This is a genomic window from Streptomyces sp. NPDC006261 (assembly GCF_040613515.1).
In the GTDB taxonomy this organism is placed as follows: domain Bacteria; phylum Actinomycetota; class Actinomycetes; order Streptomycetales; family Streptomycetaceae; genus Streptomyces.
Map to the genome: position 1 here is coordinate 77,552 of NZ_JBEXSI010000001.1, position 25,202 is coordinate 102,753.

Here is a 25,202-nt window from a genome sequence, read left to right on the forward strand (position 1 = left end):
CCCGGGGAGCGTCGCTCCCGGACCCGGCTTTCTACAGGGGCCGTTGGTACCCCTCCCAGTAGGGTTCCCTCAGCCGCCGTTTGTACAGCTTGCCGTTGGGGTCGCGGGGCATCGCGGTGACGAAGTCGAGGGAACGGGGCCGTTTGTAGCCGGCGAGCCGCTCCTCGCAGTGGGCGAGGATCTCGGCGGCGAGCGCGTCCCCCGCCTCGTACTCCCCGGCCGGTTCGACGACGGCCTTGACCTCCTCGCCCCGGTCGGCGTGCGGGATGCCGAAGGCGGCGGCGTCCGCGACGGCGGGGTGGGTGAGGAGGACGGACTCGATCTCGGCGGGGTAGATGTTCACCCCACCCGCGATGATCATGTCGATCTTGCGGTCGCGGAGGAAGAGATAGCCGTCCGCGTCCAGGACACCGAGGTCGCCGACGGTGAAGAAGTCGCCGATGCGGTTCTTGCGGGTCTTGGTCCCGTCCTTGTGGTAGCTGAAGCCGCCGGTGCTCATCTTCATGTAGACCGTGCCGAGTTGACCGGCCGGCAGCCGGTTTCCGTCATCGTCGAAGACAGCGAGTTCGCTGATCGGCCAGGCCTTGCCGACGGTGCCGGGCTTCTTCAGCCAGTCCTCGGCGGTGGCGAAGGCGCCGCCGCCCTCGCTGGCCGCGTAATACTCCTCGACGCAGCTCCCCCACCAGTCGATCATGGCGCGTTTCACATGATCGGGGCAGGGGGCGGCCCCGTGGATGGCGTGGCGCAGGGAGGAGACGTCGTAGCGGGCCCTGACCTCATCGGGCAGTGCCAGCAGCCGGTGGAACTGGGTCGGGACCATGTGCGTATGGGTGCAGCGGTGGGTGTCGATCAGCCGCAGCATCTCCTCCGGGGCCCAGCCGTCCATCAGGACCAGCGGGTGGCCGATGTGCAGAGCCGCGCTCGCGAACTGGAGGACGGCGGTGTGGTAGAGCGGCGAGCAGACCAGGTGGACGTTGCCGTCGAACGGCCGGATGCCGAAGATGCCGAGGAAGCCGCCGAGGTACGTCTCCTCGGGGAGCCTGCCGGACAGGGGACGGCGGATACCGCGCGGGCGGCCGGTGGTGCCCGAGGTGTAGTTCATGACCCAGCCGAGGGTGCGGTTCTCCGGCTGGGTGGCGGGGTGGCCGTCCAGCAGGTCGGCGTACGGGCGGCAGCCGGGGACGGTGCCCACGGCGTAGCGGTGGCTCTCCGGGAGTCCGGCCTCGTCGGCGGCGGTGGTCGCGGCGGTCGCGAAGCGTTCGTGGGTGAGGAGCACACGGGCCCCGGAGTCGGCGACGATCCAGGCGATCTCGGGGCCGACGAGGTGGTGGTTGACCGGCACCAGGTAGAAGCCTGCCTGGGAGGCCGCGAGGTGGGCGGTGAGCAGCTCGGTGCCGTTGGGCAGGACAACGGCGAACGCGTCGCCCTCGCTCATCCCGGCCGCGCGCAGCGCGTGGACCATGCGGTTGGCGTCGGCGTGCAGCCGGCCCGCGCTCCACTCCTCGCCGCCGGGCGCGACGAGGACGATGCGGTCGGGGTCGGCGGCGGCCTGGGCCCAGAAGCCGTTGGGCGGCTGGTTCACGTGGCGCTCCTTCCGGCGATGCGGTTGATGCGGGTGACGGCCCGTTCGAAGCCGCGCGTCAGGTCGTCGACGACCTGCTGCACGCTGCGTTCGCTGGTCATCCGGCCGACGATCTGCCCGACGGGGGTGCCGAGCAGTTCTCCGACCTCGTACTTCTGGATCCGGGAGACGGCTTCCGCGACCAGCAGGCCCTGGAGCGGCATGGGCAGGGTGCCGGGCCCGGCCGGGTCGTCCCAGGCGTCGGTCCACGCGGTACGGAGCTGGCGCGCGGGTTTCCCGGTGAGGGCGCGGGAGCGGACGGTGTCGCCGGAGCCCGCGGCGAGCAGCTTGCGGGTGAGGGCGGCCGAGTGGAGGTCGGCCTCCTCGGTGGTGAGCCAGAGGGAGCCGAGCCAGACGCCTTCGGCTCCGAGGGCGAGCCCGGCGGCGGCCTGCTCGCCGCTGCCGATGCCTCCGGCGGCGAGCACGGGCAGCGGGGCGGCAGCCTCCACGACTTCGGGGACGAGCACCATCGAGCCGATCTCGCCGGTGTGGCCGCCCGCTTCGTACCCCTGAGCCACGACGACATCGATGCCCGCAGCGGCGTGCCGACGGGCGTGTTCGGCGCTTCCGGCGAGGGCGGCGACGAGGATCCCGTGGGCGTGGGCGCGCTCGATGACATCGGCGGGCGGGGAGCCGAGGGCGTTGGCGAGGAGCTTGATCGGATGGTCGAAGGCCACGTCGAGCTGGCCCCGGGCGACCTCCTCCATCCAGCCGGTGATGCGCCAGCCGGACGCCTCCCCCTCGGCGAGTCCGGGCACGCCGTAGCGGGTGAGGAGCTCCTGGACGAACCCCCGGTGCGCGTCCGGGATCATCGCCTCGACGTCGGCCTCGGTGACCCCTTCGACCTTCTTGGCCGGCATGACCACATCGAGGCCGTACGGCTTGCCGTCGGCGAGCTCGTCCAGCCGGTCGAGGTCGCGGGCCAGCTCCTGCGGGTCGGTGTAGCGGACCGCGCCGAGCACGCCGAATCCGCCGGCTCTGCTGATGGCCGCCGCGACGGCGGGGAACGGCGTGAAGCCGAAGATGGCGTGCTCGATGCCCAGTTCTCTGCTCAGCTCCGTCTCCATGGGCCGCAGGATGCCGCAGCCGGACGGACGAGGGAAGAGATTTTTTGATGCGGCGTCAGATTCTTTGCGGGTCCGGAGGCGTACGGGACGGCGGGGGCGACAGTAATCTCTGCGGCGGCAGGAACTTTCACTGCTCGGCGAGATTTCGGAAATTACTTTCGCGCCGGGGCGCTCGCGGGCTCGGCTCCCGGGGGCAGCTTGGGGCACGGGAAGGGGTTGCGGATGACCGGGTACGCGGCGGAGAACGGGGACACGGCAGCAGGCGTTCTCCCGGAAGGCGGCGCCACCGGGAGCGGCATCGGCCGCCGACGGCTGGGCGGCGGGATACTGGCGCTGGGCGGCGCGCTCGCCCTGGCGCCGATCCCCCTGGCCGGGGCGGCCGAACGGGCCGCGCCGGGTACGGGCCCGGCGGGGGCGGAGGCGGGAGCGAGCATGGGGTCAGGGGTACGGCGGCGGCCCACGCTGCGGCGCGGGAGCGCCACACGCGCCGGGCTGCTCCAGGGGCCGCTGGAGCAGTTGGTACGGGACGCGGAGGCGTACCTCGCCGACTCCCCCAAGCACCCGTGGTACGCGGGCGCGGTACTGCTCGCCGGGCGGGGCGGCACGGTGGCGCTGCACCGGCCGATCGGCCAGGCGGTGCGCTACGCGGCGTACGACGAGACGACGGACACCGGGGTGGAGTTCCCGGCGGAGCAGCAGATCGCGATGGCCGCGGACACCGTCTTCGACCTGGCCTCGATCTCCAAGCTGTTCACGTCGATCCTGGCCGTGCAGCAGATCGAGCGCGGCGCGCTGGATCTGGGGGCCACTGTGACCTCGTACCTCCCCGACTTCGCGGGCGGCGGCAAGCAGGACATCACGGTCCGTCAGCTGCTCACGCACACCTCGGGTTTCCGGTCCTGGATCCCGCTCTACCAGGAGCCGACCCGGGAGGGGAAGCTCAGGATGCTCTGGAACGAGGTCCCGGCGAGCGCACCCGGCAGCGCCTATCTCTACTCCGACCTCAACCTGATCTCGCTGCAACTGATCCTGGAACAGATCACCGGTCGCACTCTGGATGTCCTGCTCCGCGACGAGATCACTGCTCCGCTCGGCATGCACCGCACGCGCTACAACCCGCCCGCCTCCTGGAAGCCGAAGATCGCGGCCACCGAGGACGCCCGGCTGCCGTGGTCCGGCCTCGAACGCGGCCTCGTCTGGGGTGAGGTGCACGACGAGAACGCCTACAGCCTGGACGGGGTGGCGGGCCACGCCGGGGTGTTCTCCTGCGCCTGGGACCTGGCGGTCCTCGCCCGGACGCTTCTCAACGGGGGCGTCTACGGCCGGTCCCGCATCCTGTCGGAGGATTCGGTCGACCTCCTCTTCACCGACTTCAACACAGCATTCCCCGGCGACGAGCACGGCCTCGGCTTCGAGCTCTACCAGCACTGGTACATGGGCGCGATGGCCACCCCGCGCACGGCGGGCCACACCGGGTTCACCGGGACCAGCCTGGTGCTCGACCCGTCGACCGACACGTTCCTCGTCGTGCTGGGCAACTCGGTCCACCCCGTACGGAGCTGGCGCTCGGGCAGCGCACCCCGGGTGGCCACCGCCAACCAGCTGGCCCGGGCCGTCCCGGTCCGGCCGGAGCGGGGGCGGACGGCCTGGTTCTCCGGGATGGCGAGCGCGTCGACCGCCACGCTCACCCTGCCCGTGATCCGTCTGGCCTCCGCGCGCTCCCGGCTGGAGTGCGCCCTGTGGTGGGACACCGAACCCGGCTCCGACCGGCTGGTGCTGGAGGTGTCGGCGGGCCAGGAGTGGCAGCCGGTGCCGTTCACCACCGTGAGCCCCGGCCCCGGCCATCACCGCCCGGAGCCGCGATCGCACCCGGAGGGCTGGGTCTCCGGGTGGTCGGGGCGGGCGTGGCACCGGCTGGAGGCGGACCTGTCGCCCTGGCGCGGCAAGGGAGTGCAACTGCGGTGGCGCTACACCACGGACCAGCTGTACGTGGGGCGCGGCGCGTACGTGGACTCCCTTACCGTGCGGGACGGCGGCGTCACGGTCTTCGCCTCCGACCGGCCCCGGGACGCGGGGCGGATCGCGGCGACGGGCTGGGTGCTGTCGGCCGACTGAGCGGCTGGGCGGGCGACGCTGCGCGTGGCGGGCTGTCACGCTCGGGGCGCCGGCGCGGCCATGGCGTCGCGCCCGGATCTGCCGCTCCTCCCGGCTGCCGCCGGCGTACGACAGCGGTGACGGTCTGCACCCGGGACCCGCGGGTCACACGGCCATCGCCGCCGCCGTCGAACGCCGGCACCTGCGCTGATGCGCGTCCATCACCCGCCCAGGGCCGCCATCGCCGCGTTGTGGCCGGGCACTCCGCTGACCCCGCCGCCGCGCACCGCGCCCGCCCCGCAGAGCAGGACGTTGGCGTGGGCGGTCTCCACGCCCCACCGGCCGGTCGTCTCGCTCGCGTACGGGAAGGAGAGGTCGCGGTGGAAGATGTGGCCGCCGGGCAGCCGGAGATCGCGTTCGAGGTCGAGGGGGGTCTTGGCCTCGATACAGGGTTCACCTCTCTCGTCGAGGGCCAGGCAGTCGGTGACCGGCTCCTCCAGGTGGGCGTCCAGTTCGGCGAGGGTGGCCTTCAGCAGGGCGGCGCGGGCGCCGTCGTTGTCAGCCGTGAAGAGCCGGGCCGGGGCATGGAGTCCGAAGAGGGTGAGGGTCTGGTAGCCGCGCGCGGCGAGGTCGGGGGCGAGGATCGAGGGGTCGGTCAGCGAGTGGCAGTAGATCTCGGACGGCGGGGCCGCGGGCAGCCGGCCGGCCGCCGCGTCCCGGTAGGCGTCGGCCAACTGCCCGTACCCCTCGGCGATGTGGAACGTTCCGGCGAACGCCTGCCGGGGGTCCACAGACCGGTCGCGGAGCCGCGGGAGGCGCGTGAGCAGCATGTTCACCTTGAGCTGGGCGCCCTCGGCGGGCGGCGGCGGGGGACCACCGAGGAGGGCGGCGAGCGCCTGCGGGGAGGCGTTGACCAGCACCCGGCGGGCGGCGACGACGTGTTCGCCGTCGGGTGTGCGCACGGTGATCTCGGCGTGGGTGCCGTCCGTTTCGATCCGGGTCGCCTCGTGCCGTACGCGGATCTCGGCGCCCGCCGCCCTGGCGGCTTCGGCGAGGGCGTCGGTGAGGGCGCCCATGCCGCCGACGGGGACGTCCCAGTCACCGGTCCCGCCGCCGATCACGTGGTAGAGGAAACACCGGTTCTGGAGCAGTGAGGCGTCGTGGGCGTCGGCGAAGGTGCCGATCAGGGCGTCGGTGAGCACCACGCCGCGCACCAGGTCGTCGGTGAAGTTCCGCTCGACGGCCACCCCGATGGGCTCCTCGAACAGCGTCCGCCAGGCGTCCGCGTCATCGATCCGGGCCCGCAGCGCGTCCCGTGCGGGCAGCGGTTCGGTGAGGGTGGGGAAGACCCGTTCGGCGATGCGCTGCGTCATGGCGTAGAAGCGCTGCCACGCCTCGTGCTCCCGCCCTCCCCCGGTCAGCGCGGCGAACGACTCCCGGGTGCGGTCGCCGCCGATGAGGAGTCCGGTGGGACGTCCGTCGCGCAGCGCCGGGGTGTACGAGGACACGGTCCGCTTGCGTACGGCGAAGTCGAGGCCGAGGTCGCGGACGATCTTCTGCGGCAGCAGCGAGACCAGGTAGGAGTAGCGCGAGAGGCGGGCGTCGACACCGGCGAAGGGGCGGGTCGAGACGGCCGCTCCCCCGGTGGTGTCCAGGCGCTCCAGGACGAGGACGGACTGTCCGGCGCGGGCGAGGTAGGCGGCGGCGACCAGACCGTTGTGGCCGCCGCCCACGATCACGGCGTCATAGCGGTCCAGGGAGGGCGCGCCGGGCTGGGGTGCGGGCGACGGGGATGCGGACGGCTCGGGTGCGGGCATGCACCTTCGTAACACGGGGGCCGCGTTCCGGCCAGAGGTCCGGCACGGCCGTGTCCCGGCCGACGGTCCCGGGCCCGTAGCCGCAGGCCGAGGCCGTGATCAGTGCGGCGGCAGCGCGTTCTGGGCGCGGTGTGCGGCGAGGGTGCGGAACAGCTCGGCGGACTCCTCCTTGCGCCCGAGCCGCTCCAGGCAGTGCGCCTCGTCGTGGCGGGCGGCCAGGGTCTCGGGGTGGTCGGGGCCAAGGCCCCGGCCGCGCGCCTCGGCGACCTGCCGGTACGCGATGAGGGCCTCGGCCCACCGGCCGAGCCACCCCAGGGCCACGGCGACCTCACGGCGGCTGAGCACGGTGTCCGGGTGGTCGGGGCCGAGGGTGCTCTCCCGGATCGCGCACACCTCACGCGCCTCGGTGACCGCCTCCTCCCAGTGGCCCATCCGGCCCAGGTTGACGCCCAGACCGTGACGGGCGCGCAGCGTCTCGGCGTCGGACGGGCCGCCCACCCGCGTACGGTCGGCGACCAGGGTGCGGTAGAGCTCCAGGGCCTCCGCGCTGCGGCCGAGCCGGCCGAGGCTGATGCCCGCCTCGTAGCGGGCGGCGAGGGTGGCGGGGTGGTCGGGGCCGAGGGTGGCGGCACGGACCCGGGCGACGTCCTGGTAGGTCTCCAGTGCCTCCGCCCAGCGCCCCAGCCGGCCGAGGATGTAGGCGACTTCGTATCGGGTGGCGAGCGTGTCGGGGTGGGTCGCGCCGAGCAGCCGGGTCCGGTCGTCGGCCACCTGACGGGCCAGCTGCCACGACTCCTCGGGCCGGCCGAGGCGGCTGAGGTTGAGGGCGAGGTGGTGGCGGCAGCGCAGGGTCTCCGGGTGGTCGGGGCCCAGGGAACGTTCCCGGGCGGCGAGGACCGCCGCGTACACCTGGTGGGCTTCGAAGTAGCGGCCGAGCTGCCCGAGGACGTGGGCCGTCTCCTGCCGGGCGGCGAGGGTCTGCGGGTGGTCGGGGCCCAGGGTGCGTTCGCGGCCCGCGGCGACCTGGCCGAACTCGCGCAGCGCGTCGGCGGCCCGGCCGGTGCGGCTGAGGGTGAGGCCGACCTCGTGACGGCTGGCGAGGGTGTCCGGATGGTCCGGGCCGAGGACGCTCTCGCGCTGGGCGGCGACCGCGCGGTGCACGTCGCCCGCCTCCTCCCAGCGGCCCAGACGCCCCAGGTCGACGCCGGAGCTGTGGCGGCCGGCGAGCGCGGCGAGCAGCTCGGGCGTGGGGGCGAGCCGGGCGGGCGGGACGCCGGTGGAGCTGTCGGTGCCGGGTGGCGTGGCGGTGGCGGCACGCGTCGCGGTGGTCCACCGGCCCGTCAGTCCCGCGGCGGGGCCGGGGAGGCCGGCTCCCCGGTTCAGGGAGCCGGTCGCCCGGGGCCCGGAGGTCATGTTCCGCGTCCAGGCGGGCAGTTCGGGCTGGGGCCGCGGGACAGCGGATGCCGGCGTGTGGTGCGCGCCGGAGAGGCCCGCCGACAAGGAGGAGGGCCCCGGCGCCTGCTGCTCACCGGTGCGGCCGAGCGCGATGCGGCGGCGCAGGTCGCTCGCGTCGGCGGGCCGCTCGTCGGGGGCCTTGGCCAGCAGGTCGAGGACGACGCGGTCGAAGAAGCCGGGCAGTTCGGCGCGGTGGGTGCGCAGCGGTTCGGGCTGGGTGTCGCGGTGCCCCACGAGTACGGCCCAGGCGTCGTCCAGGTCGAACGGTGGTACGCCGGTGGCGATCTCGTACAGCACGCAGCCCAGCGAGTAGAGGTCGCTGCGGTGGTCGACCTCCTTCCCGCCGATCTGCTCGGGCGACATGTAGTGCGGGGTGCCCATGGCGATGCCGGTGGTGGTGAGGCGCGAGGTGACGCCGATGTCGTGGCCGAGGCGCGCTATGCCGAAGTCGCAGATCTTCACCGTGCCGTCGGCCAGCCGCATGATGTTGGCGGGCTTCAGGTCACGGTGGACGATGCCCTGCCGATGGGTGTAGCCGAGCGCGTCGGCGACCTGTACGGCGATGTCGACGACCTGGTCGACGGGGAGCGGGCGTTGCTGGTTCTCCTCCAGGAGCTGGCTCAGGTTGTGCCCGTCCAGCAGCTCCATGACGAGGTAGAGGACGCCTTCGTGCTCGCCGAAGTCATGGACGACGGTGACGCCCCGATGTTGGAGGGAGGCGGCGACCCGGGCCTCGCGGCGGAAGCGTTCGCGCAGGATGCGGGTGAACGTCTGGTCGTGCTGGGGGCCCATGGGCTTGAGGCATTTGACGGCGACCTGGCGGCCCAGCGACTCGTCGCGCGCCCGCCATACCTCGCCCATGCCGCCGCGCCCGATCAGGTCGAGCAGCCGGTACCGGCTCTGGACCAGCCTGGTGTCCGCCATCTGCCGTTTCCCGCCCCCGTCGATCCCCGCTGCTACCGCTGCGCCCTCCGCGGCCCGTCCAGTATGGCGGCCTCCTGGCGGAGTCGGTACGCGGCGGGGCGGCGCTGCCGTACAACGTGTGGGCGTACGGGTGGTGTCAGGGCGCGCAACAAGATCAGGAACAATGGCAGGACCGCGGGCCCCTTCACGGCGGAGGGCCGTCGCGGCACGGTGGAGCGATCGACGAGCGGGGGAATCATGCCCAGATGGGGACTGCTGGTGGAGCAGAACGTCGGGCTCGGCGGCCAGCGCCGGGTCTGGTCGTCGGGTGTCATGGACCAGGTGGACGGCACGCGCGAGGAGGCGCTGGAGGTCCTGCGGCAGCGGGCCCAGGCGTACAAGCCGGTGCATCCGGCCAGCCCGAAGCGCCGGAGGCTCTACCGGGAGCGCGACGGGTTCGTGCTGGTCCTGGACGGGGCCTGGCAGAGCTTCCACTGCCGGTTCACGGTGATGGAGGAGCTGTACGACAGCGCCGCGCCGAAGGCGGAGCCCGAGCCCGAGCCCGAGCCGCAGACCGTCCCCGAACCGCAACCGGTGCAGCCGCCTCCGCCCGTGCGGCGCCGCCCCGTGCGGCCTCCGCCGGAGCCTGAGCCGCCGCGGGCGTGGGATGCGGATGTTCCCGAGATCCCCTCGTGGCTCAACCGCGACCGGCCGTCCTGAGCGAGGCTCACCCGGCCGGTCAGGACACGTTGGCGGGCAGGGAGACCCCGTCAGCCGCTCGGCGGCGGCCCGGAGCCGGGCGTTGGCGGCGCGGTCGAGGGCGCGGCGGGTGGTGCGGGCCGGGGCGGTCGGGCCGACGAGTCCGAAGCGGCCGCCCGGTCCGTAGCAGCCGCCGGGGACGGCCGCCGCGTACAGCAGCGGTTCCGTGCGTAGCTCAGGCTGGGGCTGTAGCGGCGGCGCTCCCGCTGGAGGTCGTCGAAGTGGATCCGGCCGTGGTCGGCGGTTCCGCTGCCCGTCCTGGCGACCCGGGTCGCGGGGGGGGTGAGCGGGTGGGCCTGTGAGCGTACGCCGCGACGCGCCCGGGGCCGGGGAAGACCTCGCCCCCGGCCCCGTACGACGCTCCCCGTCAGCCCCCGACGTACGCCGCGAGATGCTCGCCCGTGAGGGTGGAGCGGTCGGCGACCAGGTCGGCCGGGGTGCCCTCGAAGACGATCCGGCCGCCGTCGTGCCCGGCCCCGGGGCCGAGGTCGATGATCCAGTCCGCGTGCGCCATGACCGCCTGGTGGTGCTCGATGACGATCACCGACTTCCCGGACTCCACCAGCCGGTCCAGCAGCCCGAGCAACTGCTCCACATCGGCCAGGTGCAGACCGGTGGTCGGCTCGTCGAGGACGTACACACCGCCCTTCTCGCCCATGTGGGTGGCCAGCTTCAGCCGCTGACGCTCGCCGCCGGAAAGCGTGGTGAGCGGCTGTCCGAGGCTGAGGTAGCCGAGCCCGACGTCCGAGAGACGGGTGAGGATCTTGTGCGCGGCGGGGGTGCGGGCGTCCCTCTCGGCGAAGAACGTCTCCGCCTCGTCCACCGACATCGCGAGCACCTCGCTGATGTCGCGGCCGCCGAGGTGGTGGTCGAGCACCGAGGCCTCGAACCGCCTGCCCTCGCACTCCTCGCAGACGGTGGCGATGCCCGCCATCATCGCCAGGTCGGTGTAGATGACACCGGCACCCTTGCAGGTCGGGCAGGCGCCCTCGGAGTTGGCGCTGAACAGGGCGGGCTTCACGCCGTTGGCCTTGGCGAACGCCTTGCGGATCGGGTCGAGCAGTCCGGTGTACGTAGCCGGGTTGCTGCGGCGCGAACCACGGATCGCGCCCTGGTCGATGGAGACCACGTCCTCGCCGGCGGGAATCGACCCGTGGATGAGGGAGCTCTTGCCGGAGCCCGCTACTCCGGTGACCACGCAGAGCACCCCGAGCGGGACGTCGACGTCGACGTCCCGCAGGTTGTGCGCGGACGCGCCGCGGATCTCCAGCGCGCCGGAGGGCGTTCGGACCTTCTCCTTGAGGACGGCCCGGTCATCCAGGTGGCGGCCGGTGAGAGTTCCGCCGGCCCGCAGCCCCTCGACGGTGCCCTCGAAGCAGACGGTGCCGCCCGCGCTGCCGGCCCCGGGGCCGAGGTCGACGACGTGGTCGGCGATGGCGATCGCCTCCGGCTTGTGCTCCACGACGAGAACGGTGTTGCCCTTGTCCCGCAGCCGCAGCAGGAGGTCGTTCATCCGCTGGATGTCGTGCGGGTGCAGCCCGATGGTGGGCTCGTCGAAGACGTACGTGACATCGGTGAGCGAGGAGCCGAGGTGGCGGATCATCTTGACGCGCTGCGCCTCACCGCCCGACAGGGTGCCCGAGGGCCGGTCGAGGGAGAGGTAGCCGAGGCCGATCTCCACGAACGATTCGAGGGTCCCCAGCAGCGCGCTGAGCAGCGGTGCCACCGAGGGCTCGTCCAGCTCGCGCACCCAGTCGGCCAGGTCACTGATCTGCATTGCGCAGGCGTCGGCGATGTTGATCTTCTTGATCTTCGACGACCGGGCGCCCTCGCTGAGCCGGCTGCCCTCGCACTCCGGACAGGTGGTGAAGGTGACCGCGCGCTCCACGAAGGCGCGGATGTGCGGCTGCATCGCCTCCTTGTCCTTGGAGAGGAAGGACTTCTGGATCTTGGGGATCAGCCCCTCGAAGGTGAGGTTGACTCCCTCGACCTTCACCTTGGTCGGCTCCCGGTGGAGGAAGTCCTGCATCTCTTTCTTGGTGTACTCGCGGATCGGCTTGTCCGGGTCGAGGAAGCCCGACTCGGCATAGGTCCGCACAGTCCACCAACTGTCCGACTTCCAGCCGGGGATGGTGAACGCGCCCTCGGCGATCGACTTGGTGTCGTCGTACAGCTGAGTGAGGTCGATGTCGGTGACCGTGCCCCGGCCCTCGCAGCGGACGCACATCCCGCCGGTACGGGTGAAGGTCTGCTTCTCCGTCTTCGTGCCGGCACCCCTCTCCACGGTGATCGCGCCGCTGGCCTTGATCGAGGCCACGTTGAAGGAGAACGCGTTGGGCGAGCCGATGTGGGGCTTTCCGAGCCGGCTGAAGAGGATGCGCAGCATCGCGTTGGCGTCGGTGGCGGTGCCGACCGTGGAGCGGGGGTCGGCGCCCAGCCGCTGCTGGTCGACGATGATCGCCGTCGTCAGCCCTTCGAGTACGTCGACCTCGGGACGCGCCTGCGTCGGCATGAAGCCCTGGACGAAGGCGCTGTAGGTCTCGTTGATCAGCCGCTGCGACTCCGCGGCGATCGTGTTGAACACCAGAGAACTCTTGCCGGAGCCGGAGACCCCGGTGAACACCGTCAGCCGGCGCTTCGGGATCTCGATGTCGACATCCTTGAGGTTGTTCTCGCGCGCCCCGTGCACACGGATCACTTCGTGGCTGTCGGCTACCGGCTGCGCGGGCGACCGCGGTCCGGTTCTCTCGGCCTTGCTCATCGTCTCTCCATCTGTTGCGCGGGACCGCCGCTCCACGCACGCCGGCGGCGGCCCCGGCTCGGTCTCACCAGGTTCGGACGGAACGTTCTATTCTCGCCGCCCCGGTCCGCTCGGCAGCGGAACCGGGGCATCGGTGAGATCAGCCCTTGCGCGGCTGGTTGAAGCGCAGCATGTTGCCGGCCGGGTCGCGGAAGGCGCAGTCGCGGACGCCGTACGGCTGGTCGATCGGCTCCTGCAGCACCTCGCCGCCCGCGGCGCGGATGCGCTCGAAGGTGGCGTCGACGTCGTCGGTGGAGAAGATCACGCCACGGAGCAGGCCCTTGGCGAGCAGTTCGGCCATGGCCTGCCGGTCCGCGGCCGGGGCGTTGGGGTCGGCGAGCGGCGGTTCGAGGACGATCTCCACCTCCGGCTGCGCCGGGGAGCCGACCGTCACCCAGCGCATCCCCTCGAACCCGACGTCGTTGCGTACCTCCAGACCGAGGACGTCCCGGTAGAAGGCGAGCGCCTTGTCGTGGTCGTCGACGGCGATGAAGGTCTGTGCGAGCTTGATTTCCATGTGCTTCACGCTACGGGCGGGGGTGGAGGTTTCGCTTCTCCATTCCTGACCGGTCGTGTGTGGATCTTGGCGACACAGGCCGGAATGGCCGCCCCCTCCTCGTGGGAGCGCGCCCGGTAGGCGCTGGGGCTCTCGCCGACCAGCTCGGTGAAACGGGAGCTGAACGACCCCAGCGACGTACACCCGACGGCGAAGCAGACCTCCGTCACCGACAGGTCCCCGCGGCGCAGCAGCGCCTTGGCCCGCTCGATCCGGCGGGTCATGAGGTGGCTGTAGGGGGTGTCGCCGTACGCGGCACGGAAGCTGCGGGAGAAATGGCCCGGCGACATGAGCGCGCCGCGCGCCAGCGCCGGCACGTCCAGCGGCTCCGCGTAGTCGCGGTCCATCCGGTCACGGGCCCGGCGGAGCCGGACGAGGTCCTCCAGCGTCACTCCGCCATCATCCCATGGGGCGGGGCGGGGCGGGGCGGGGCGAGCGAGGGGCGCGGGCGCCCCCCGGGCTCCTCGAACCCTCCGGCCGGTCCCGTGTGCCATCGGGCATGTCGGCGCCGGCGACGCGGGCAGAGCGGAGCGGAATCACGGTGCCGGGGCGCAGACGCATGGGAGCAACTACGACCGGTTCCCGCGTGCGGTGGCCATCGCGTTCGACCTCGTACGACGAGAACGTCGTCCTCCCTTGTCCTGGACGAAGCGCGTGCTTCCCCTGATGACAAGGCTCGGCGGTGCGGTCAACGACCGTGCGGAAAGCGGTAAGCGTATAGGTCATATGACGCCAAGTAGCATCTTAAGATCCTTGATCGGATCGGAACAGGGAACGACAGATGCCTGCTGACGAGGCGGTCGGCGAGCTGGATTTCACTCTGCTCAACGGGGTGACGGCCCGGCCTAACGGAGCCGCCGTTCCACTGGGCTCCCCACAACGGCGAGCTCTTCTGCGCGTTCCGGCCCTGCGTCGGCGTCAGTGGGTTTCCATGCACAGCCTGCTGGACGCCCTGTACGAGGACGACGCCCCACTCCGCGCGAACAAGGTGATCCAGACGCACGTCTCGGCGCTGCGCAGGGTGCTGGAGCCGCCGCGCACGGCCGGGACGCCCCCCGCCAAGGCACGACCGGAGCACTGGGCTGACAACTGGCCCTCAGGATGGGTCGACCAAAGCCGGTAGTCACACAGGCTCACCGCCGCACGCGTGGCATCCCCAGCCCGATCCAGGAGATGATCTCGCGCTGGATCTCGTTGTTGCCGCCGCCGAAGGTGAAGATGACCGCCGACCGGTAGCCGCGTTCCAGTTCACCGTGGAGTACCGCGCCGGCGGAGCCCTCCTTCAGGGGGCCCGCCGAGCCGACGATCTCCATCAGCCAGGCGTAGGCGTCGCGGCGGGCCTCGGAGCCGTAGACCTTGACCGCCGAGGCGTCCTGCGGGGTGAGGGTCGCGTCCTGGAGGGCCGAGACCATCTGCCAGTTGAGCAGCTTCATGGCGTCCAGGCGGGTGTGGGTGCGGGCGAGCCGGGTGCGGACCCAGCTGAGGTCGATGACGCGGCGGCCGTCGGTGAGCTTGGTGTCGGCCGCCCAGCACTGGACGTTGTGCAGGGCGCGTACCGCCATGGTGCCGTGGGCGGCGAGGGTGACGCGTTCGTGGTTGAGCTGGTTGGTGATGAGCCGCCAGCCCTTGTTCTCCTCGCCGACGCGGTGGGTGAGGGGAACGCGGACGTTCTCGTAGTAGCCGGCCGTGGTGTCGTGCGAGGCGAGCGTGTTGATCAGGGTGCAGGAGTAGCCGGGGTCGCTCGTGGGGACCAGGAGCATGGTGATGCCCTTGTGCGGCGGGGCCTCGGGGTCCGTGCGCACGGCGAGCCAGACCCAGTCGGCGGTGTCGCCGTTGGTGGTCCAGATCTTCTGGCCGTCGACGATGTACGCGTCCCCGTCGCGGACCGCGCGGGTCTTGAGGGCGGCGAGGTCGGTGCCCGCGTCCGGTTCGCTGTAGCCGATCGCGAAGTCGATCTCGCCGGCGAGGATCTTCGGCAGGAAGTACGTCTTCTGCTCGTCGGTGCCGAACTGCATGATCGTGGGCCCGACCGTGTTCAGGGCCATCAGCGGCAGCGGGACGCCGGCCTGGGCCGCCTCGTCGAAGAAGACGAACTGTTCCATGGGCGTGAGCCCCCGGCCGCCGTACTCTTCGGGCCAGCCCACTCCCAGCCAGCCGTCGGTGCCTAGCCGGCGGACCGTCTCGCGGTAGAAGCGCTTCTGGGCGGCGGGTTCCGCGTAGCGGGCGTAGGAGTTGTCGGGGACCAGACCGGCGAAGTAGTCGCGCAGTTCGGTGCGCAACTGCTGTTGCTCAGGCGTGTATTCCAGGTGCACGGCCCCTCCGGATGCTCGCGTCTGCGTCGCCCGTGTGCGGCGGCGCACACAGTAGAACGTGTTGCAAGAATCCGGAAGGGCCCGGACGACCACGGTTCGCCGTCAGCGCTTGACGGCTCGCAGGACCACGAACTTCGGGTCGCCGGCGACGGTGGTGCAGTTGCCGAAGATCCGGCGCAGGTGGGTGTGGTACGAGAGGTGCCGGTTGCCCACCACCCAGAGTTCGCCGCCCTGCCGCAGCGCGGTGCGCGCGCTGACGAACATCGTGCGGGCGGTGGCGTCGGTCGTCGCCATGTGGGAGTGGAACGGCGGGTTGTTGAGCACCAGGTCCAGGCTGCCCGGGGCGAGGTCCGCGAGTCCGTCGCCCACCAGGAAGTCCGCCTTCGCGCCCTCCGGTGCGCCCAGGCGGAACGTCTCTTCGGCGGAGGCGACGGCCCCGTACGACTCGTCGACGAATGTGACGTGCGCGTCGGGGTTGGCGAGCGCCGCGGAGAGACCGAGGACACCGTTACCGCAGCCGAGGTCGGCGACCTTGACGGATCCGCCGCGGGTGGGCAGGTGCTTCAGGAAGAAGCGGGTACCGACGTCCAGGCGCTCGGCGCAGAAGATCCCGGCGTGGTTGACGGCGGTACGGCCGGCGACCGGGCCCACGTCACCGGACAGCTCGTAGCGGTACGGCCACGGGCTCGGCGTACGCGTGAGCTCGGGGTCCGGGGTACTGAAGATGAGCCGCGCCTTGCGCACCGCGAGGGAGGTGCGGGTCGGCCCGACGATCCGCTCGAAGAGCTTGAGGGTCGAGGTGTGGATCTCCTTGACCATGCCGGTGCCGATGACCACCGTGCCCGCGTGGAGAGCGGGGGCGAGCCGGTGCAGCTGGTCCTCCAGGAACGCCAAGGACTTCGGCACCCGGACCAGCAGCACGTCGATCCGGTCCGGCGGGGTGTCGCGCGAGGACAGCAGCGTCACGGCGTCCGGGTCCAGGCCGTTGCGGTCCAGGTTGGCCTGGGTGGCGCGCCGGGCCAGGTAGGAGTCGCTGATCTGGACGGGCCGGTGGGCGGCCAGCGCGGTGGCCAGGGCACCCCACCGGTCCCCCACGACGGCGACCGTGCCCGTGAGGTCGACGGGGCCCGTCTCGGGATCCGTCAGCTGGCGGAGCAGGTATTCGTCGGCGGCGTCCCATGCCCGGAAGGGATCGCTCGGGTGCTCGGGGAAGCGGGCAAGCTCGAAAGCGCCCTGTGAGGTCGTCAAACGGTTCATATGTCACTCAGGCTAACCGAGGAACCGGGGGCGCCCCACACGCTCCCCGGCCCCTCGGTCGTATCGCCCTGCCTCCCGGCCTGCCGGGCATCCCCCGCCCGGTCTCCGGGCGGGGCCGGGGGCTCTGTCAGGGCAACTGTCTGTCGAGGGCGGAACGCCCCTCGTCGGCCAGCTTGCGCCGCGCCCACTCCAGGGTCTCGGGTGTCAGATCCCGCCCGGAGGCGAGCACCACGTCCTCCGCGCTCGGCCGCTCGCTCGCGCCCGTGTGCAGGAGCCGGTCGGGGGTGACGCCGGATGCCTGGGGCACGGCCGCGGATACGGATTCGGGGTCTTCGCTCATGCCGCCTCCTCCTCCTCGTCCATGCGGCAATTCTCGCGCCGCGCGGGCCGGGCCGCATCCGAAGGGCCCCGGAGCCCGTGGGCCACCCGGGAGAGTGAACCGGTCATTGGGCCGTACGAGGAGCGGGCAGAACCGGAACGTCGGTTCTCATCTCTTGAGGCGGTGCCCATGCTCCACGGCGTCGACGTCAGCGCCTATCAGCCCTCCTACGACACGGATGACCTCGACTTCGTCTTCATCAAGTCCACCGAGGGCCGCACCTATGTCAATCCACGTCTCGACGCGCAGGTGAAGCGGGCCCGGGACGCCGAGTGCGTCGTCGGCTTCTACCACTTCCTCTGGCCGGGGGACGTGAAGGACCAGGTGGCGTACTTCCTGAGCAACACCCCGGAGAAGGAGGGCGATCTGCTCGCCGTCGACTGGGAGCAGACCGGCGGCGGGACGCGCGCGAGCAGCGCGGAGAAGGACCGCTTCATCCGTGAGGTGAAGCGGGAGCGTCCCGGCCACCGGGTCCTCCTCTACTGCAACCGGGCCTTCTGGCGTACTCACGACACGAGCGACTACGCGGGCGACGGGCTGTGGATCGCCGACCACGTCTCCGCCGGAAAGCCCCGGATCGAGGCGTCCTGGCGGATCCATCAGTACACCGACGACCCCCTGGACAAGAACGTCGCCGACTTCGCCTCGGTGCGGGCCCTGCGCGACTGGGCCACCGGGTAGCCGGCCACCCGGCCCCTGGAGCGTTCCTGCTCCAGGGGCCCGACCAGGCTGATCCTTGACCTGCACATGATAGGTACACAGCGTTCACACGCGAGCCACGGTGCGTGTGGAAGGCTCCCGCGTACCACACATCGCACGGCCGCCCCGACGAGCGTCCCCACCCAGGGCCGGCGTCGTGGTGCCCGCGTTTCGAGAGGACACCCCACATGTCCCGTCGCCATCCGTTCTACGCGCGTCCACTGGCCACCGCGGCCGCCGTCGCCGTCCTCGCGGGCACCGCGGCAGCCGCACCCGCCGCCGACACCCCGTCCGACCGCCCCGCCACCCTCGCCGCCGCGCTCGACGACACGTACTACCAGGACGCCCTCGGTAAGACCGGCCCGGAGCTCAAGGCCGCCCTGCACACGATCATCAGCGACCAGACCAAGCTCTCCTACAGTCAGGTCTGGGACGCGCTCAAAGCCACCGACGAGAACCCCGCCAACCCCTCCGACGTGATCCTCCTCTACACCGGCCGCTCGCAGTCCAAGAACGACAACGGCGGCAACGCCGACCAGTGGAACCGCGAGCACGTCTGGGCCAAGTCGCACGGCGACTTCGGTACGGCCACGGGCCCGGGCACCGACATCCACCATCTGCGCCCCGAGGACGTCTCGGTCAACTCCGCACGCGGCAACAAGGACTTCGACAACGGCGGCAGCCAACTGGGCGAGGCGCCCGGCAACTACACCGACGGCGACTCCTTCGAGCCGCGCGACGCGGTCAAGGGCGATGTCGCCCGCATGATCCTCTACATGGCCGTGCGCTACGAGGGCAACGACTCCTTCGCCGACCTCGAACCCAACGACCAGGTGGACAACGGCTCCGCCCCGAAGATGGGCAAGCTGTCCGTGCTGAAGCAGTGGAGCCAGGAGGACCCGCCGGACACCTTCGAGAAGCGCCGTAACGACGTGATATTCGAGCGGTTCCAGCACAACCGGAACCCGTTCATCGACCACCCCGAGTGGGTCGGCGCCATCTGGTAGGCCCGGCCCCGGATCAGCCCTCCCCGGCCAGGGCCTGCGCGCAACCCTCCACCGCGGCCACGCGGGTGGCGTAGCGCGGCAGGTCCTGGCCGGTGCCCTCCCGTACGACGTCCGGCGAGCCGAGCAGATCGCGCGGGTCGACGACCGCCGCCCGCCGGCCGTCGGTGGAGAGCCGGGCGAGACCGGTGTGCAGCATCGACAGGGCTACGGAGTCGATGGAGGTCACGTCGTGCAGGTCCAGGACCACGGAGCCGCTCCGATCGGGCCCCGATTCGTCCAGCGCGTACAGCACGCGTTCGGCCGCCGTGAAGTCGATGGCCCCCTGCGCGACGACCACGCCGACCTTCTCGTGAAGGGCTCTCTCGTGGTCGGCCGAAGGCGCGGACGGCAGGTCGTCCGCGGTGGTGACGAGGCTGACGGTGGAGCCGGGCAGCGCGGGGTTGAGCATCAGGTGGAGTCCGTACCGCTCCGAGAGCGCGCCGAGTGCGGCGTGGCCGCGTACCGACGTACCGGTGGTGTCCAGCGGCGGGCTGTAGGTGGCGATGCCGAAGCGGGCGGGGCCGACCGCGATGAGGCCGCCGGAGACCCCGCTCTTGGCGGGCAGCCCGATCCGCAGGAGCCACTCCCCCGAGCCGTCGTACATGCCGCAGGTGGCCATGACGGCGAGCACGCGCGCGGCGACCTCCGCGGTGACGACCTGTTCACGGGTGACCGGGTTGACCCCGCCGTACGCGAGCGTCGCGGCCATCGTGGCGAGGTCGAGGGCGGTGACGCGTACCGCGCACTGCCGGAAGTAGCGGTCCACCGCCAGGACCGGGTCGACCGGCATGGTGCCGGTGGAGCGGATCAGGTACGCGAGCGCCCGATTGCGGTCACCGGTCACCGACTCCGAGGTGAACACCTCCTCGTCCACGTCCAGTTCGCGCCCGGCGAACCGCCCGAGGCAGTGCAGGATGCGTTCGAAGGCGGGTTCGTCGGGAGCGTCGGGGATCAGGGCCGTGGTGACGATGGCACCGGCGTTGACCATCGCGTTGGCGGGCCGGCCGGTGCCGGGCTCGAGGCTGATGGCGTTGAACGCGTCGCCGCTCGGCTCGGCGCCCACCCACCGGATCACCTCGTCGAGGCCGAGGACGGAGAGCGCGAGGGCGTAGACGAACGGTTTGGAGACCGACTGGAGGGTGAAGGGAACGTCGGCCTCGCCCGCGCTGTACCGGTGCCCGTCCATACTGACCAGGGCCAGCCCGAAGGCCTGGGGGTCGGCGAGGCCCAGCTGCGGGATGTAGTCGGCCGGCCGGCCATCGGGCAGGTCGCCGAATTCGGCGCGCATCTTCTTGAGCGAGTCGGTCACCGCGTCGGCGGCACTCATCCGCGCCGCCCCTCGGCCGCGCTCGGCCTGGGCGACCCGGGGGAAGGGCCGGTGATCCGGACGCGGGCGCTGCGGACCTCCTCCGACGCCGTGGCGGGAAGGCCGCTCACCGAGACGTCGGCGACCTCGTCGCACCGGCCCTCGACGCCCGCGAGCCGCTTGGCGGCCTCCCGCCGGACGCGTTCGGTCTCGGCGGCGGCGAAGGTCTTCCGGGTGCGCAGGCTCTGCTCCGGGGACGGCGAGCCCTCCGGCTCGGAGGGCGGGGACGGCGATGCCTCGTGATCGGCATGGTCCGGCGTGAGCGTCCGCACGCTGCTGGAGGTGCCCTCGCTCGTGGTGTCGGAGTCGCGGGCCACGGCGGGAACCGACAAGGCGCGGGCCCTGTGCGAGAAGAGATGCGCTTTTACGGACATTCCGTCCAATCAAGAGCGAAGAAGAGCACGAGAAGAATGATCACCAACTCGCCCATCCTAGAATCAAACGGTATGAATTGACTCGTCGAAGCATCCGCTTCATACGGGAGCGGGTTCGAGCCCTGGGAGGGAACGATGGACACGGACGCCCTGACCGCCGGACTGTTGCGGGAGCTGCGGGCGACCCGGCCCTATCCGGCCCTGTCCCTGACCATGCCGACCCACCGCACGGCCCCGGACAACAACCAGGACCCGGTGCGGCTGCGCAACCTGGTGGCGGAGGCGGGCCACCGCCTGGACGCCGATCCGCAGGTGAGCCGGGAGACGGCCGCCGCCATCAGGGCCGAGCTGGACCGGGCGGTCGACGAGGTGGACCCGCGCCGGGCCCTGGACTCTCTGGTCGTCCTGGCCACGGCCGACGAGCACCAGATCTGGCAGCTGCCGCGCACCGCACCCGAACGGGTGGTGCTCAGCGACAGCTACCTCACCCGCAACCTCGTCGCCGCGAAGGCGCAGGCGCGTCCGTACTGGGCGCTCACCGTCGCCGCCGACCACGCCACCCTGTGGAACGGCACGGACGGGGGCATCGAGGTGCGGGAGACGGGCGGATTCCCGCTGACCGCGCCGAAGGAGGCACCCAACCCCCAGCGCGAGCAGCGGATCGGGGACACCCCGAGCACGTTCACGTACGAGGACACGCGGAACTTCTTCCGTACCGTCGACCAGAAGCTGCGCTCCGTGCTGGCCGACGACCCGCGTCCGCTGTACGTGATGGGGCTGCCGCCCGCCCTCTCCCTGCTGGACGACACCGGCGAGAGCTCGAAGGCGGCCGTCGGACGCGTCGCCAGGGGCGCGCCGGCCGACCTTCCGCCCGCGGAGGTGCTCAAGGAGCTGCGGCCCGCCCTGGAGGAAGGGGCCCGGCAGACCACGGCCGACGCCGAGAGGCGCCTCGACAACGCCCGCAGCGGACACGCGTTCGCCGGCGGGCTGGACGAGGTGTGGGCCGCCGTCCGGGAGGGCCGGGTGGGGCTGATCGCGGTGGAGGAGCACTACCAGACCACCGTCCGGGTGACCGACGGACACCTGGAGCCGGTCCCCGAGGGGACCACGCAGGCGGAGGACCCGGAGGTCCGCGAGGACATCGTGGACGAGTTGATCGAGGCGGCGCTGGACGGCGGGGCCGATGTGGTGTTCGTCGAGGACGACTCGCTCGCCGAGCACGGGCGGATCGCGGCGGCGCTGCGGTTCTGACGACGGCCGGAGCCGCACCGGGGCCTCACCCGATGCGGCGGACCGGCTCCCCGTCGAGGAACGCCCGGATGTCCTCGACCGCCTGGCCGTAGTACGTCGCGTAGTTGGCGCGCGAGACGTACCCCAGGTGCGGGGTGGCCAGCAGCCGCGGGGCGGTGCGCATCGGGTGGCCGGCCGGGAGGGGCTCGACGTCGAACACGTCGATCCCGGCCCCCGCGATGGTCCCGGCGTGCAGGGCCGCGAGCAGGGCGTCCTGGTCGACGATTGCGGCCCGGCTGGTGTTGACCAGGTAGGCGGTGGGGCGCATCCGGGCGAGCTCGGCGGCGCCGATGAGCCCCCGGGTGCGCTCGCTCAGTGCCAGGTGTACGGAGACGAAGTCACCTGCCTCCAGAAGCTCTTCCTTGGACACGGCTAGCTCTGCCCCGGCCTCCTGGGCGCGTGCCTCCGTGAGGTTCTGACTCCAGGCCACCACCTCCATGCCGAAGGCCCGGCCCACCTGGGCGACCCGGCTGCCGATCCTCCCCAGGCCCAGCAGACCGAGCGTCCGGCCGTGCAGGTCAGCGCCCAGGGTGGACTGCCAAGGCCCGTCCGCGCGCAGGCCGTTGGCCTCGGGAACGATGGAGCGGGCGAGGCCCAGGAGCAGAGCCCAGGTGAGTTCGACCGGCGGGGTGGAGGAGCTGGCGGTGCCGCAGACGGTGACGCCGTTCTGCTCGGCGGCGGCGAAGTCGATCACGGAGTTGCGCATGCCGGAGGCGATCAGCAACCGGAGCCGGGGCAGCCGCGCGAACACCTCCGCCGGGAACAGGACCCGTTCGCGCAGGGTGACGACGATATCGAACTCCGCGAGGGCGGCCGCCACTTCCTGCGTACTGCCCAGGTGCTCGGTGAACGTGACGACGTCCACGTCGGCGGCGACGGACGACCAGTCGGCGACGGTGGTGGCGGCGGACTGGAAGTCCTCGATCACGGCGCAGCGCAGCTTCATGTAAGGCTCTCCGGCGGGCGGGGGCAGGCGGACACCCCCCATGATCGCCCCGCATCCCTCAGCCGCCCCAGCTCCACTCCTCCACCTCGGGCAGGTCGACGCCGTGCTCGCGGATCCAGGCGTGGTGGCGGGTGCGCACATCGGCCATCGCCTGGCGTACGGCGACGGCGCGGACGCCGAGCCCCGGCACCCGGTCGATGACGTCCATGACCAGCCGGTAGCGGTCCAGGTCGTTGCGGACCACCATGTCGAACGGCGTGGTGGTGGTGCCCTCCTCCTTGTAGCCGCGCACATGCAGGTCGGCGTGGCCGGCCCGGCGGTAGGCGAGCCGGTGGATCAGCCACGGATAGCCGTGGTAGGCGAAGATCACCGGCTTGTCGCGGGTGAACAGGGCGTCGTACTCGGCGTCCGTCATGCCGTGCGGATGCTCCTCGTTCGGCAGCATCCGGGCGATGTCGACCACGTTGACCACCCGCACGGCCAGCTCCGGCAGATGGCGGCGCAGCAGGTCGGCGGCGGCCAGCACCTCCTGGGTGGGGACGTCCCCGGCGCAGCCGAGCACCACGTCCGGCTCGCGGGTGCCGTCCTCGGTCCCGGCCCACTCCCACGCCCCGGCCCCACGGGCGCAGTGGGCGCGGGCCTCCTCCATCGTGAGCCAGTCGAAGGTCGGCTGCTTGCCCGCCACGATCACGTTGACGTAGTCCCGGCTGCGCAGCGCGTGGTCGGCCACGGAGAGCAGGGTGTTGGCGTCCGGCGGCAGATAGACGCGTACGACCTCGGGGCTCTTGTTCAGGATGTGGTCGACGAACCCGGGGTCCTGGTGCGAGAAGCCGTTGTGGTCCTGGCGCCAGACGTGCGAGGTGAGCAGGTAGTTGAGGGAGGCGATGGGGCGCCGCCAGGGCAGCCGGCGCGAGGTGCGCAGCCACTTGATGTGCTGGTTGACCATCGAGTCGACGATGTGGGCGAACGCCTCGTAACTGGAGAAGAGGCCGTGGCGTCCGGTGAGGAGGTACCCCTCCAGCCAGCCCTGGCAGAGGTGTTCGGAGAGCACCTCCATCACCCGGCCGTCGCGGGCGAGGTGTTCGTCGGTGGGCAGGGTCTGCGCCTGCCAGGCCTTGCCGGTCGCCCGGTAGAGGTCCTGGAGCCGGTTGGAGGCGGTCTCGTCGGGGCCGACCACCCGGAAGTCCCGGCGCTCGGCCGTGGCGGCCATGATGTCCGCCAGGAGTCCGCCGAGCACCTGGGTCGGCGAGTGGGAGGTGGAGCCCGGCTTGTCGAGGCGTACGGCGTGGTCCTCCAGGGCGGGGACCGGCAGGTCGCGCAGGAGCAGCCCGCCGTTGGCGTACGGGGTCGAGCCGAGCCGAGCCGTCCCCTCGGGGACACAGGCGAGAACCTGCTCGGTGGGGCGGCCGTCGGTGTCGAACAGCTCCTCGGGGCGGTAGGAGCGCAGCCAGGCCTCCAGCTGCCGCAGGTGCTCGGGGTTGTCCCGGACCCCGGAGAGGGGGACCTGGTGGGAGCGCCAGGTGTTCTCGACGGGCAGGCCGTCGACCTCGTTGGGGCCGGTCCAGCCCTTGGGGGTGCGCAGGACGATCATGGGCCAGCGGGGGCGCTCGGTGGCCCCTTCCTCGCGGGCCGCGCGCTGGTGGGCGGCGATGCGCTCCACGGCGGTGTCCATGGCGGCGGCCATGGCCCGGTGGACGGTGGCCGGGTTTTCGCCGGTGACGTACAGCGGGTCGTGGCCGTAGCCGCGCAGGAGCTGGTCGACTTCGTCCTCGGGCAGCCGCGCCAGGACGGTGGGGTTGGCGATCTTGTAGCCGTTGAGGTGGAGGACCGGCAGGACGGCCCCGTCGTGGACCGGGTCGAGGAACTTGTTCGCGTGCCAGGAAGCGGCGAGCGGTCCGGTCTCCGCCTCGCCGTCGCCGATCACGCAGCTGACCAGCAGATCGGGGTGGTCGAACGCGGCACCGTAGGCATGGGTGAGGGCGTAGCCGAGTTCGCCGCCCTCGTGGATGGAGCCGGGCGTCTCCGGCGCCACATGGCTCGGCACTCCGCCGGGGAAGGAGAACTGCTTGAAGAGCCGGCCCATGCCCTCGGTGTCGCGGGGCACGTCGGGATAGGTCTCGGAGTAGCTGCCCTCCAGCCAGGCGTTGGCGAGGACCGCCGGGCCGCCGTGGCCGGGGCCCCAGACGCAGAGCGCCTCGATGCCCCGGTCCTTGACGATGCGGTTGAGGTGGGTGTGGACGAGGTTGAGCCCAGGCGAGGTGCCCCAGTGGCCGAGCAGCCGGGGCTTGATGTCGTCGGGGGTGAGGGGCCGGGTGAGGAGGGGGTTGGCCATCAGGTAGATCTGGCCGACGGCGAGGTAGTTGGCGGCGCGCCAGTGCGCGTCCAGTGCGGCGAGTTCCTCGTCGGACAGGGCGGGCGGGGTGTGGGTGTCGCTCACGGAGCAGGTCTCCTCATGGGTGAC

The 25,202-nt window shown here is 71.9% G+C and carries 20 protein-coding genes; 6 read left to right on the top strand and 14 right to left on the bottom strand.

The genetic code is table 11. The features are described 5' to 3' along the window. Positions 1 to 31: 31 nt before the first annotated feature. Together ABZ154_RS00390 and ABZ154_RS00395 are read right to left on the bottom strand one after the other, a co-directional pair. A complete protein-coding gene (locus tag ABZ154_RS00390) occupies positions 32 to 1,582 on the bottom strand; it encodes an acyl-CoA synthetase (protein WP_356827556.1) in 1,551 nt (516 codons plus the stop codon). Further along, positions 1,579 to 2,688, bottom strand: coding sequence for a nitronate monooxygenase (locus ABZ154_RS00395; protein ID WP_356827559.1), 1,110 nt, complete (start codon positions 2,686 to 2,688; stop codon positions 1,579 to 1,581). Before ABZ154_RS00395 ends, ABZ154_RS00390 begins: the two co-directional genes overlap by 4 nt. Positions 2,689 to 2,910: 222 nt before the next feature. On the opposite strand from ABZ154_RS00395, the gene ABZ154_RS00400 reads away from it, so the two are divergent. After that, entirely contained in the window at positions 2,911 to 4,803 is a 1,893-nt protein-coding gene (locus ABZ154_RS00400) for a serine hydrolase (protein ID WP_356827561.1), read from the top strand. Positions 4,804 to 5,003: 200 nt separating this feature from the next. Here ABZ154_RS00400 and ABZ154_RS00405 read toward each other — a convergent pair whose 3' ends face one another. Both ABZ154_RS00405 and ABZ154_RS00410 read right to left on the bottom strand, forming a co-directional pair. Then, positions 5,004 to 6,599 (bottom strand): NAD(P)/FAD-dependent oxidoreductase, encoded by a 1,596-nt coding sequence (locus ABZ154_RS00405; RefSeq protein WP_356827563.1) that lies wholly within the window; start codon positions 6,597 to 6,599, stop codon positions 5,004 to 5,006. A gap of 99 nt (positions 6,600 to 6,698) precedes the next feature. Further along, on the bottom strand, positions 6,699 to 8,978 hold the full coding sequence (locus tag ABZ154_RS00410; RefSeq protein WP_356827565.1) for a serine/threonine-protein kinase: 2,280 nt from the start codon (positions 8,976 to 8,978) through the stop codon (positions 6,699 to 6,701). Between the two features lie 237 nt (positions 8,979 to 9,215). On the opposite strand from ABZ154_RS00410, the gene ABZ154_RS00415 reads away from it, so the two are divergent. Beyond that, positions 9,216 to 9,677, top strand: coding sequence for a hypothetical protein (locus ABZ154_RS00415; protein WP_356827567.1), 462 nt, complete (start codon positions 9,216 to 9,218; stop codon positions 9,675 to 9,677). A 406-nt stretch (positions 9,678 to 10,083) separates the two neighbouring features. Here ABZ154_RS00415 and ABZ154_RS00420 read toward each other — a convergent pair whose 3' ends face one another. The 3 genes from ABZ154_RS00420 to ABZ154_RS00430 all read right to left on the bottom strand — a co-directional run bounded on the left by ABZ154_RS00420 (position 10,084) and on the right by ABZ154_RS00430 (position 13,464). Then, positions 10,084 to 12,477, bottom strand: a complete 2,394-nt coding sequence (locus ABZ154_RS00420) for an excinuclease ABC subunit UvrA (protein WP_356827569.1) — start codon at positions 12,475 to 12,477, stop codon at positions 10,084 to 10,086. Between the two features lie 139 nt (positions 12,478 to 12,616). Next, entirely contained in the window at positions 12,617 to 13,033 is a 417-nt protein-coding gene (locus ABZ154_RS00425) for a VOC family protein (protein WP_356827570.1), read from the bottom strand. Positions 13,034 to 13,038: 5 nt separating this feature from the next. After that, entirely contained in the window at positions 13,039 to 13,464 is a 426-nt protein-coding gene (locus ABZ154_RS00430) for a helix-turn-helix transcriptional regulator (RefSeq protein WP_356827572.1), read from the bottom strand. 389 nt (positions 13,465 to 13,853) lie between these two features. On the opposite strand from ABZ154_RS00430, the gene ABZ154_RS00435 reads away from it, so the two are divergent. After that, positions 13,854 to 14,195 carry a winged helix-turn-helix domain-containing protein gene (locus tag ABZ154_RS00435; RefSeq protein ID WP_356827574.1) on the top strand — a complete coding sequence of 114 codons (342 nt, stop codon included), beginning with the start codon at positions 13,854 to 13,856 and terminating at the stop codon, positions 14,193 to 14,195. Between the two features lie 10 nt (positions 14,196 to 14,205). Here ABZ154_RS00435 and ABZ154_RS00440 read toward each other — a convergent pair whose 3' ends face one another. The 3 genes from ABZ154_RS00440 to ABZ154_RS00450 form a co-directional block, all read right to left on the bottom strand. Then, a complete protein-coding gene (locus ABZ154_RS00440; protein WP_356827576.1) occupies positions 14,206 to 15,384 on the bottom strand; it encodes an acyl-CoA dehydrogenase family protein in 1,179 nt (392 codons plus the stop codon). 102 nt (positions 15,385 to 15,486) lie between these two features. Beyond that, complete coding sequence (locus tag ABZ154_RS00445) at positions 15,487 to 16,641, bottom strand: methyltransferase (protein WP_356827578.1); 1,155 nt, start codon at positions 16,639 to 16,641, stop codon at positions 15,487 to 15,489. A 127-nt stretch (positions 16,642 to 16,768) separates the two neighbouring features. Then, a complete protein-coding gene (locus ABZ154_RS00450) occupies positions 16,769 to 16,981 on the bottom strand; it encodes a hypothetical protein (RefSeq protein ID WP_356827580.1) in 213 nt (70 codons plus the stop codon). Between the two features lie 168 nt (positions 16,982 to 17,149). On the opposite strand from ABZ154_RS00450, the gene ABZ154_RS00455 reads away from it, so the two are divergent. Together ABZ154_RS00455 and ABZ154_RS00460 are read left to right on the top strand one after the other, a co-directional pair. Then, positions 17,150 to 17,701 carry a GH25 family lysozyme gene (locus ABZ154_RS00455; RefSeq protein WP_356827582.1) on the top strand — a complete coding sequence of 184 codons (552 nt, stop codon included), beginning with the start codon at positions 17,150 to 17,152 and terminating at the stop codon, positions 17,699 to 17,701. Positions 17,702 to 17,907: 206 nt separating this feature from the next. Then, complete coding sequence (locus tag ABZ154_RS00460; protein ID WP_356827584.1) at positions 17,908 to 18,726, top strand: endonuclease; 819 nt, start codon at positions 17,908 to 17,910, stop codon at positions 18,724 to 18,726. Between the two features lie 13 nt (positions 18,727 to 18,739). On the opposite strand, the gene glsA is transcribed toward ABZ154_RS00460, so the two are convergent. Beyond that, complete coding sequence (gene glsA / locus ABZ154_RS00465) at positions 18,740 to 20,092, bottom strand: glutaminase A (protein WP_356827586.1); 1,353 nt, start codon at positions 20,090 to 20,092, stop codon at positions 18,740 to 18,742. Next, the gene (locus ABZ154_RS00470) at positions 20,089 to 20,448 is read right to left on the bottom strand and encodes a hypothetical protein (RefSeq protein ID WP_356827588.1); all 360 of its coding nucleotides are present in this window, start codon (positions 20,446 to 20,448) and stop codon (positions 20,089 to 20,091) included. Before ABZ154_RS00470 ends, glsA begins: the two co-directional genes overlap by 4 nt. Before the next feature lie 192 nt (positions 20,449 to 20,640). Between ABZ154_RS00470 and ABZ154_RS00475 the strand changes: the two genes are divergently transcribed. Further along, on the top strand, positions 20,641 to 21,756 hold the full coding sequence (locus tag ABZ154_RS00475; protein WP_356827590.1) for a chemotaxis protein: 1,116 nt from the start codon (positions 20,641 to 20,643) through the stop codon (positions 21,754 to 21,756). A gap of 25 nt (positions 21,757 to 21,781) precedes the next feature. Here ABZ154_RS00475 and ABZ154_RS00480 read toward each other — a convergent pair whose 3' ends face one another. Together ABZ154_RS00480 and ABZ154_RS00485 are read right to left on the bottom strand one after the other, a co-directional pair. Further along, on the bottom strand, positions 21,782 to 22,741 hold the full coding sequence (locus ABZ154_RS00480) for a D-2-hydroxyacid dehydrogenase family protein (protein ID WP_356827873.1): 960 nt from the start codon (positions 22,739 to 22,741) through the stop codon (positions 21,782 to 21,784). 58 nt (positions 22,742 to 22,799) lie between these two features. Next, a complete protein-coding gene (locus ABZ154_RS00485) occupies positions 22,800 to 25,178 on the bottom strand; it encodes a phosphoketolase family protein (RefSeq protein ID WP_356827592.1) in 2,379 nt (792 codons plus the stop codon). Positions 25,179 to 25,202 lie beyond the last annotated feature (24 nt).

Bases quoted from the DNA above. Each gene is read 5' to 3' on its own strand.
- ABZ154_RS00395 (WP_356827559.1), bottom strand. From the start codon at position 2,688: ATGGAGACGGAGCTGAGCAGAGAACTGGGCATCGAGCACGCCATCTTC.
- ABZ154_RS00400 (WP_356827561.1), top strand. From the start codon at position 2,911: ATGACCGGGTACGCGGCGGAGAACGGGGACACGGCAGCAGGCGTTCTC.
- ABZ154_RS00405 (WP_356827563.1), bottom strand. From the start codon at position 6,599: ATGCCCGCACCCGAGCCGTCCGCATCCCCGTCGCCCGCACCCCAGCCC.
- ABZ154_RS00410 (WP_356827565.1), bottom strand. From the start codon at position 8,978: ATGGCGGACACCAGGCTGGTCCAGAGCCGGTACCGGCTGCTCGACCTG.
- ABZ154_RS00415 (WP_356827567.1), top strand. From the start codon at position 9,216: ATGCCCAGATGGGGACTGCTGGTGGAGCAGAACGTCGGGCTCGGCGGC.
- ABZ154_RS00420 (WP_356827569.1), bottom strand. From the start codon at position 12,477: ATGAGCAAGGCCGAGAGAACCGGACCGCGGTCGCCCGCGCAGCCGGTA.
- ABZ154_RS00425 (WP_356827570.1), bottom strand. From the start codon at position 13,033: ATGGAAATCAAGCTCGCACAGACCTTCATCGCCGTCGACGACCACGAC.
- ABZ154_RS00435 (WP_356827574.1), top strand. From the start codon at position 13,854: ATGCCTGCTGACGAGGCGGTCGGCGAGCTGGATTTCACTCTGCTCAAC.
- ABZ154_RS00445 (WP_356827578.1), bottom strand. From the start codon at position 16,641: ATGAACCGTTTGACGACCTCACAGGGCGCTTTCGAGCTTGCCCGCTTC.
- ABZ154_RS00450 (WP_356827580.1), bottom strand. From the start codon at position 16,981: ATGAGCGAAGACCCCGAATCCGTATCCGCGGCCGTGCCCCAGGCATCC.
- ABZ154_RS00455 (WP_356827582.1), top strand. From the start codon at position 17,150: ATGCTCCACGGCGTCGACGTCAGCGCCTATCAGCCCTCCTACGACACG.
- ABZ154_RS00460 (WP_356827584.1), top strand. From the start codon at position 17,908: ATGTCCCGTCGCCATCCGTTCTACGCGCGTCCACTGGCCACCGCGGCC.
- glsA (WP_356827586.1), bottom strand. From the start codon at position 20,092: ATGAGTGCCGCCGACGCGGTGACCGACTCGCTCAAGAAGATGCGCGCC.
- ABZ154_RS00475 (WP_356827590.1), top strand. From the start codon at position 20,641: ATGGACACGGACGCCCTGACCGCCGGACTGTTGCGGGAGCTGCGGGCG.
- ABZ154_RS00480 (WP_356827873.1), bottom strand. From the start codon at position 22,741: ATGAAGCTGCGCTGCGCCGTGATCGAGGACTTCCAGTCCGCCGCCACC.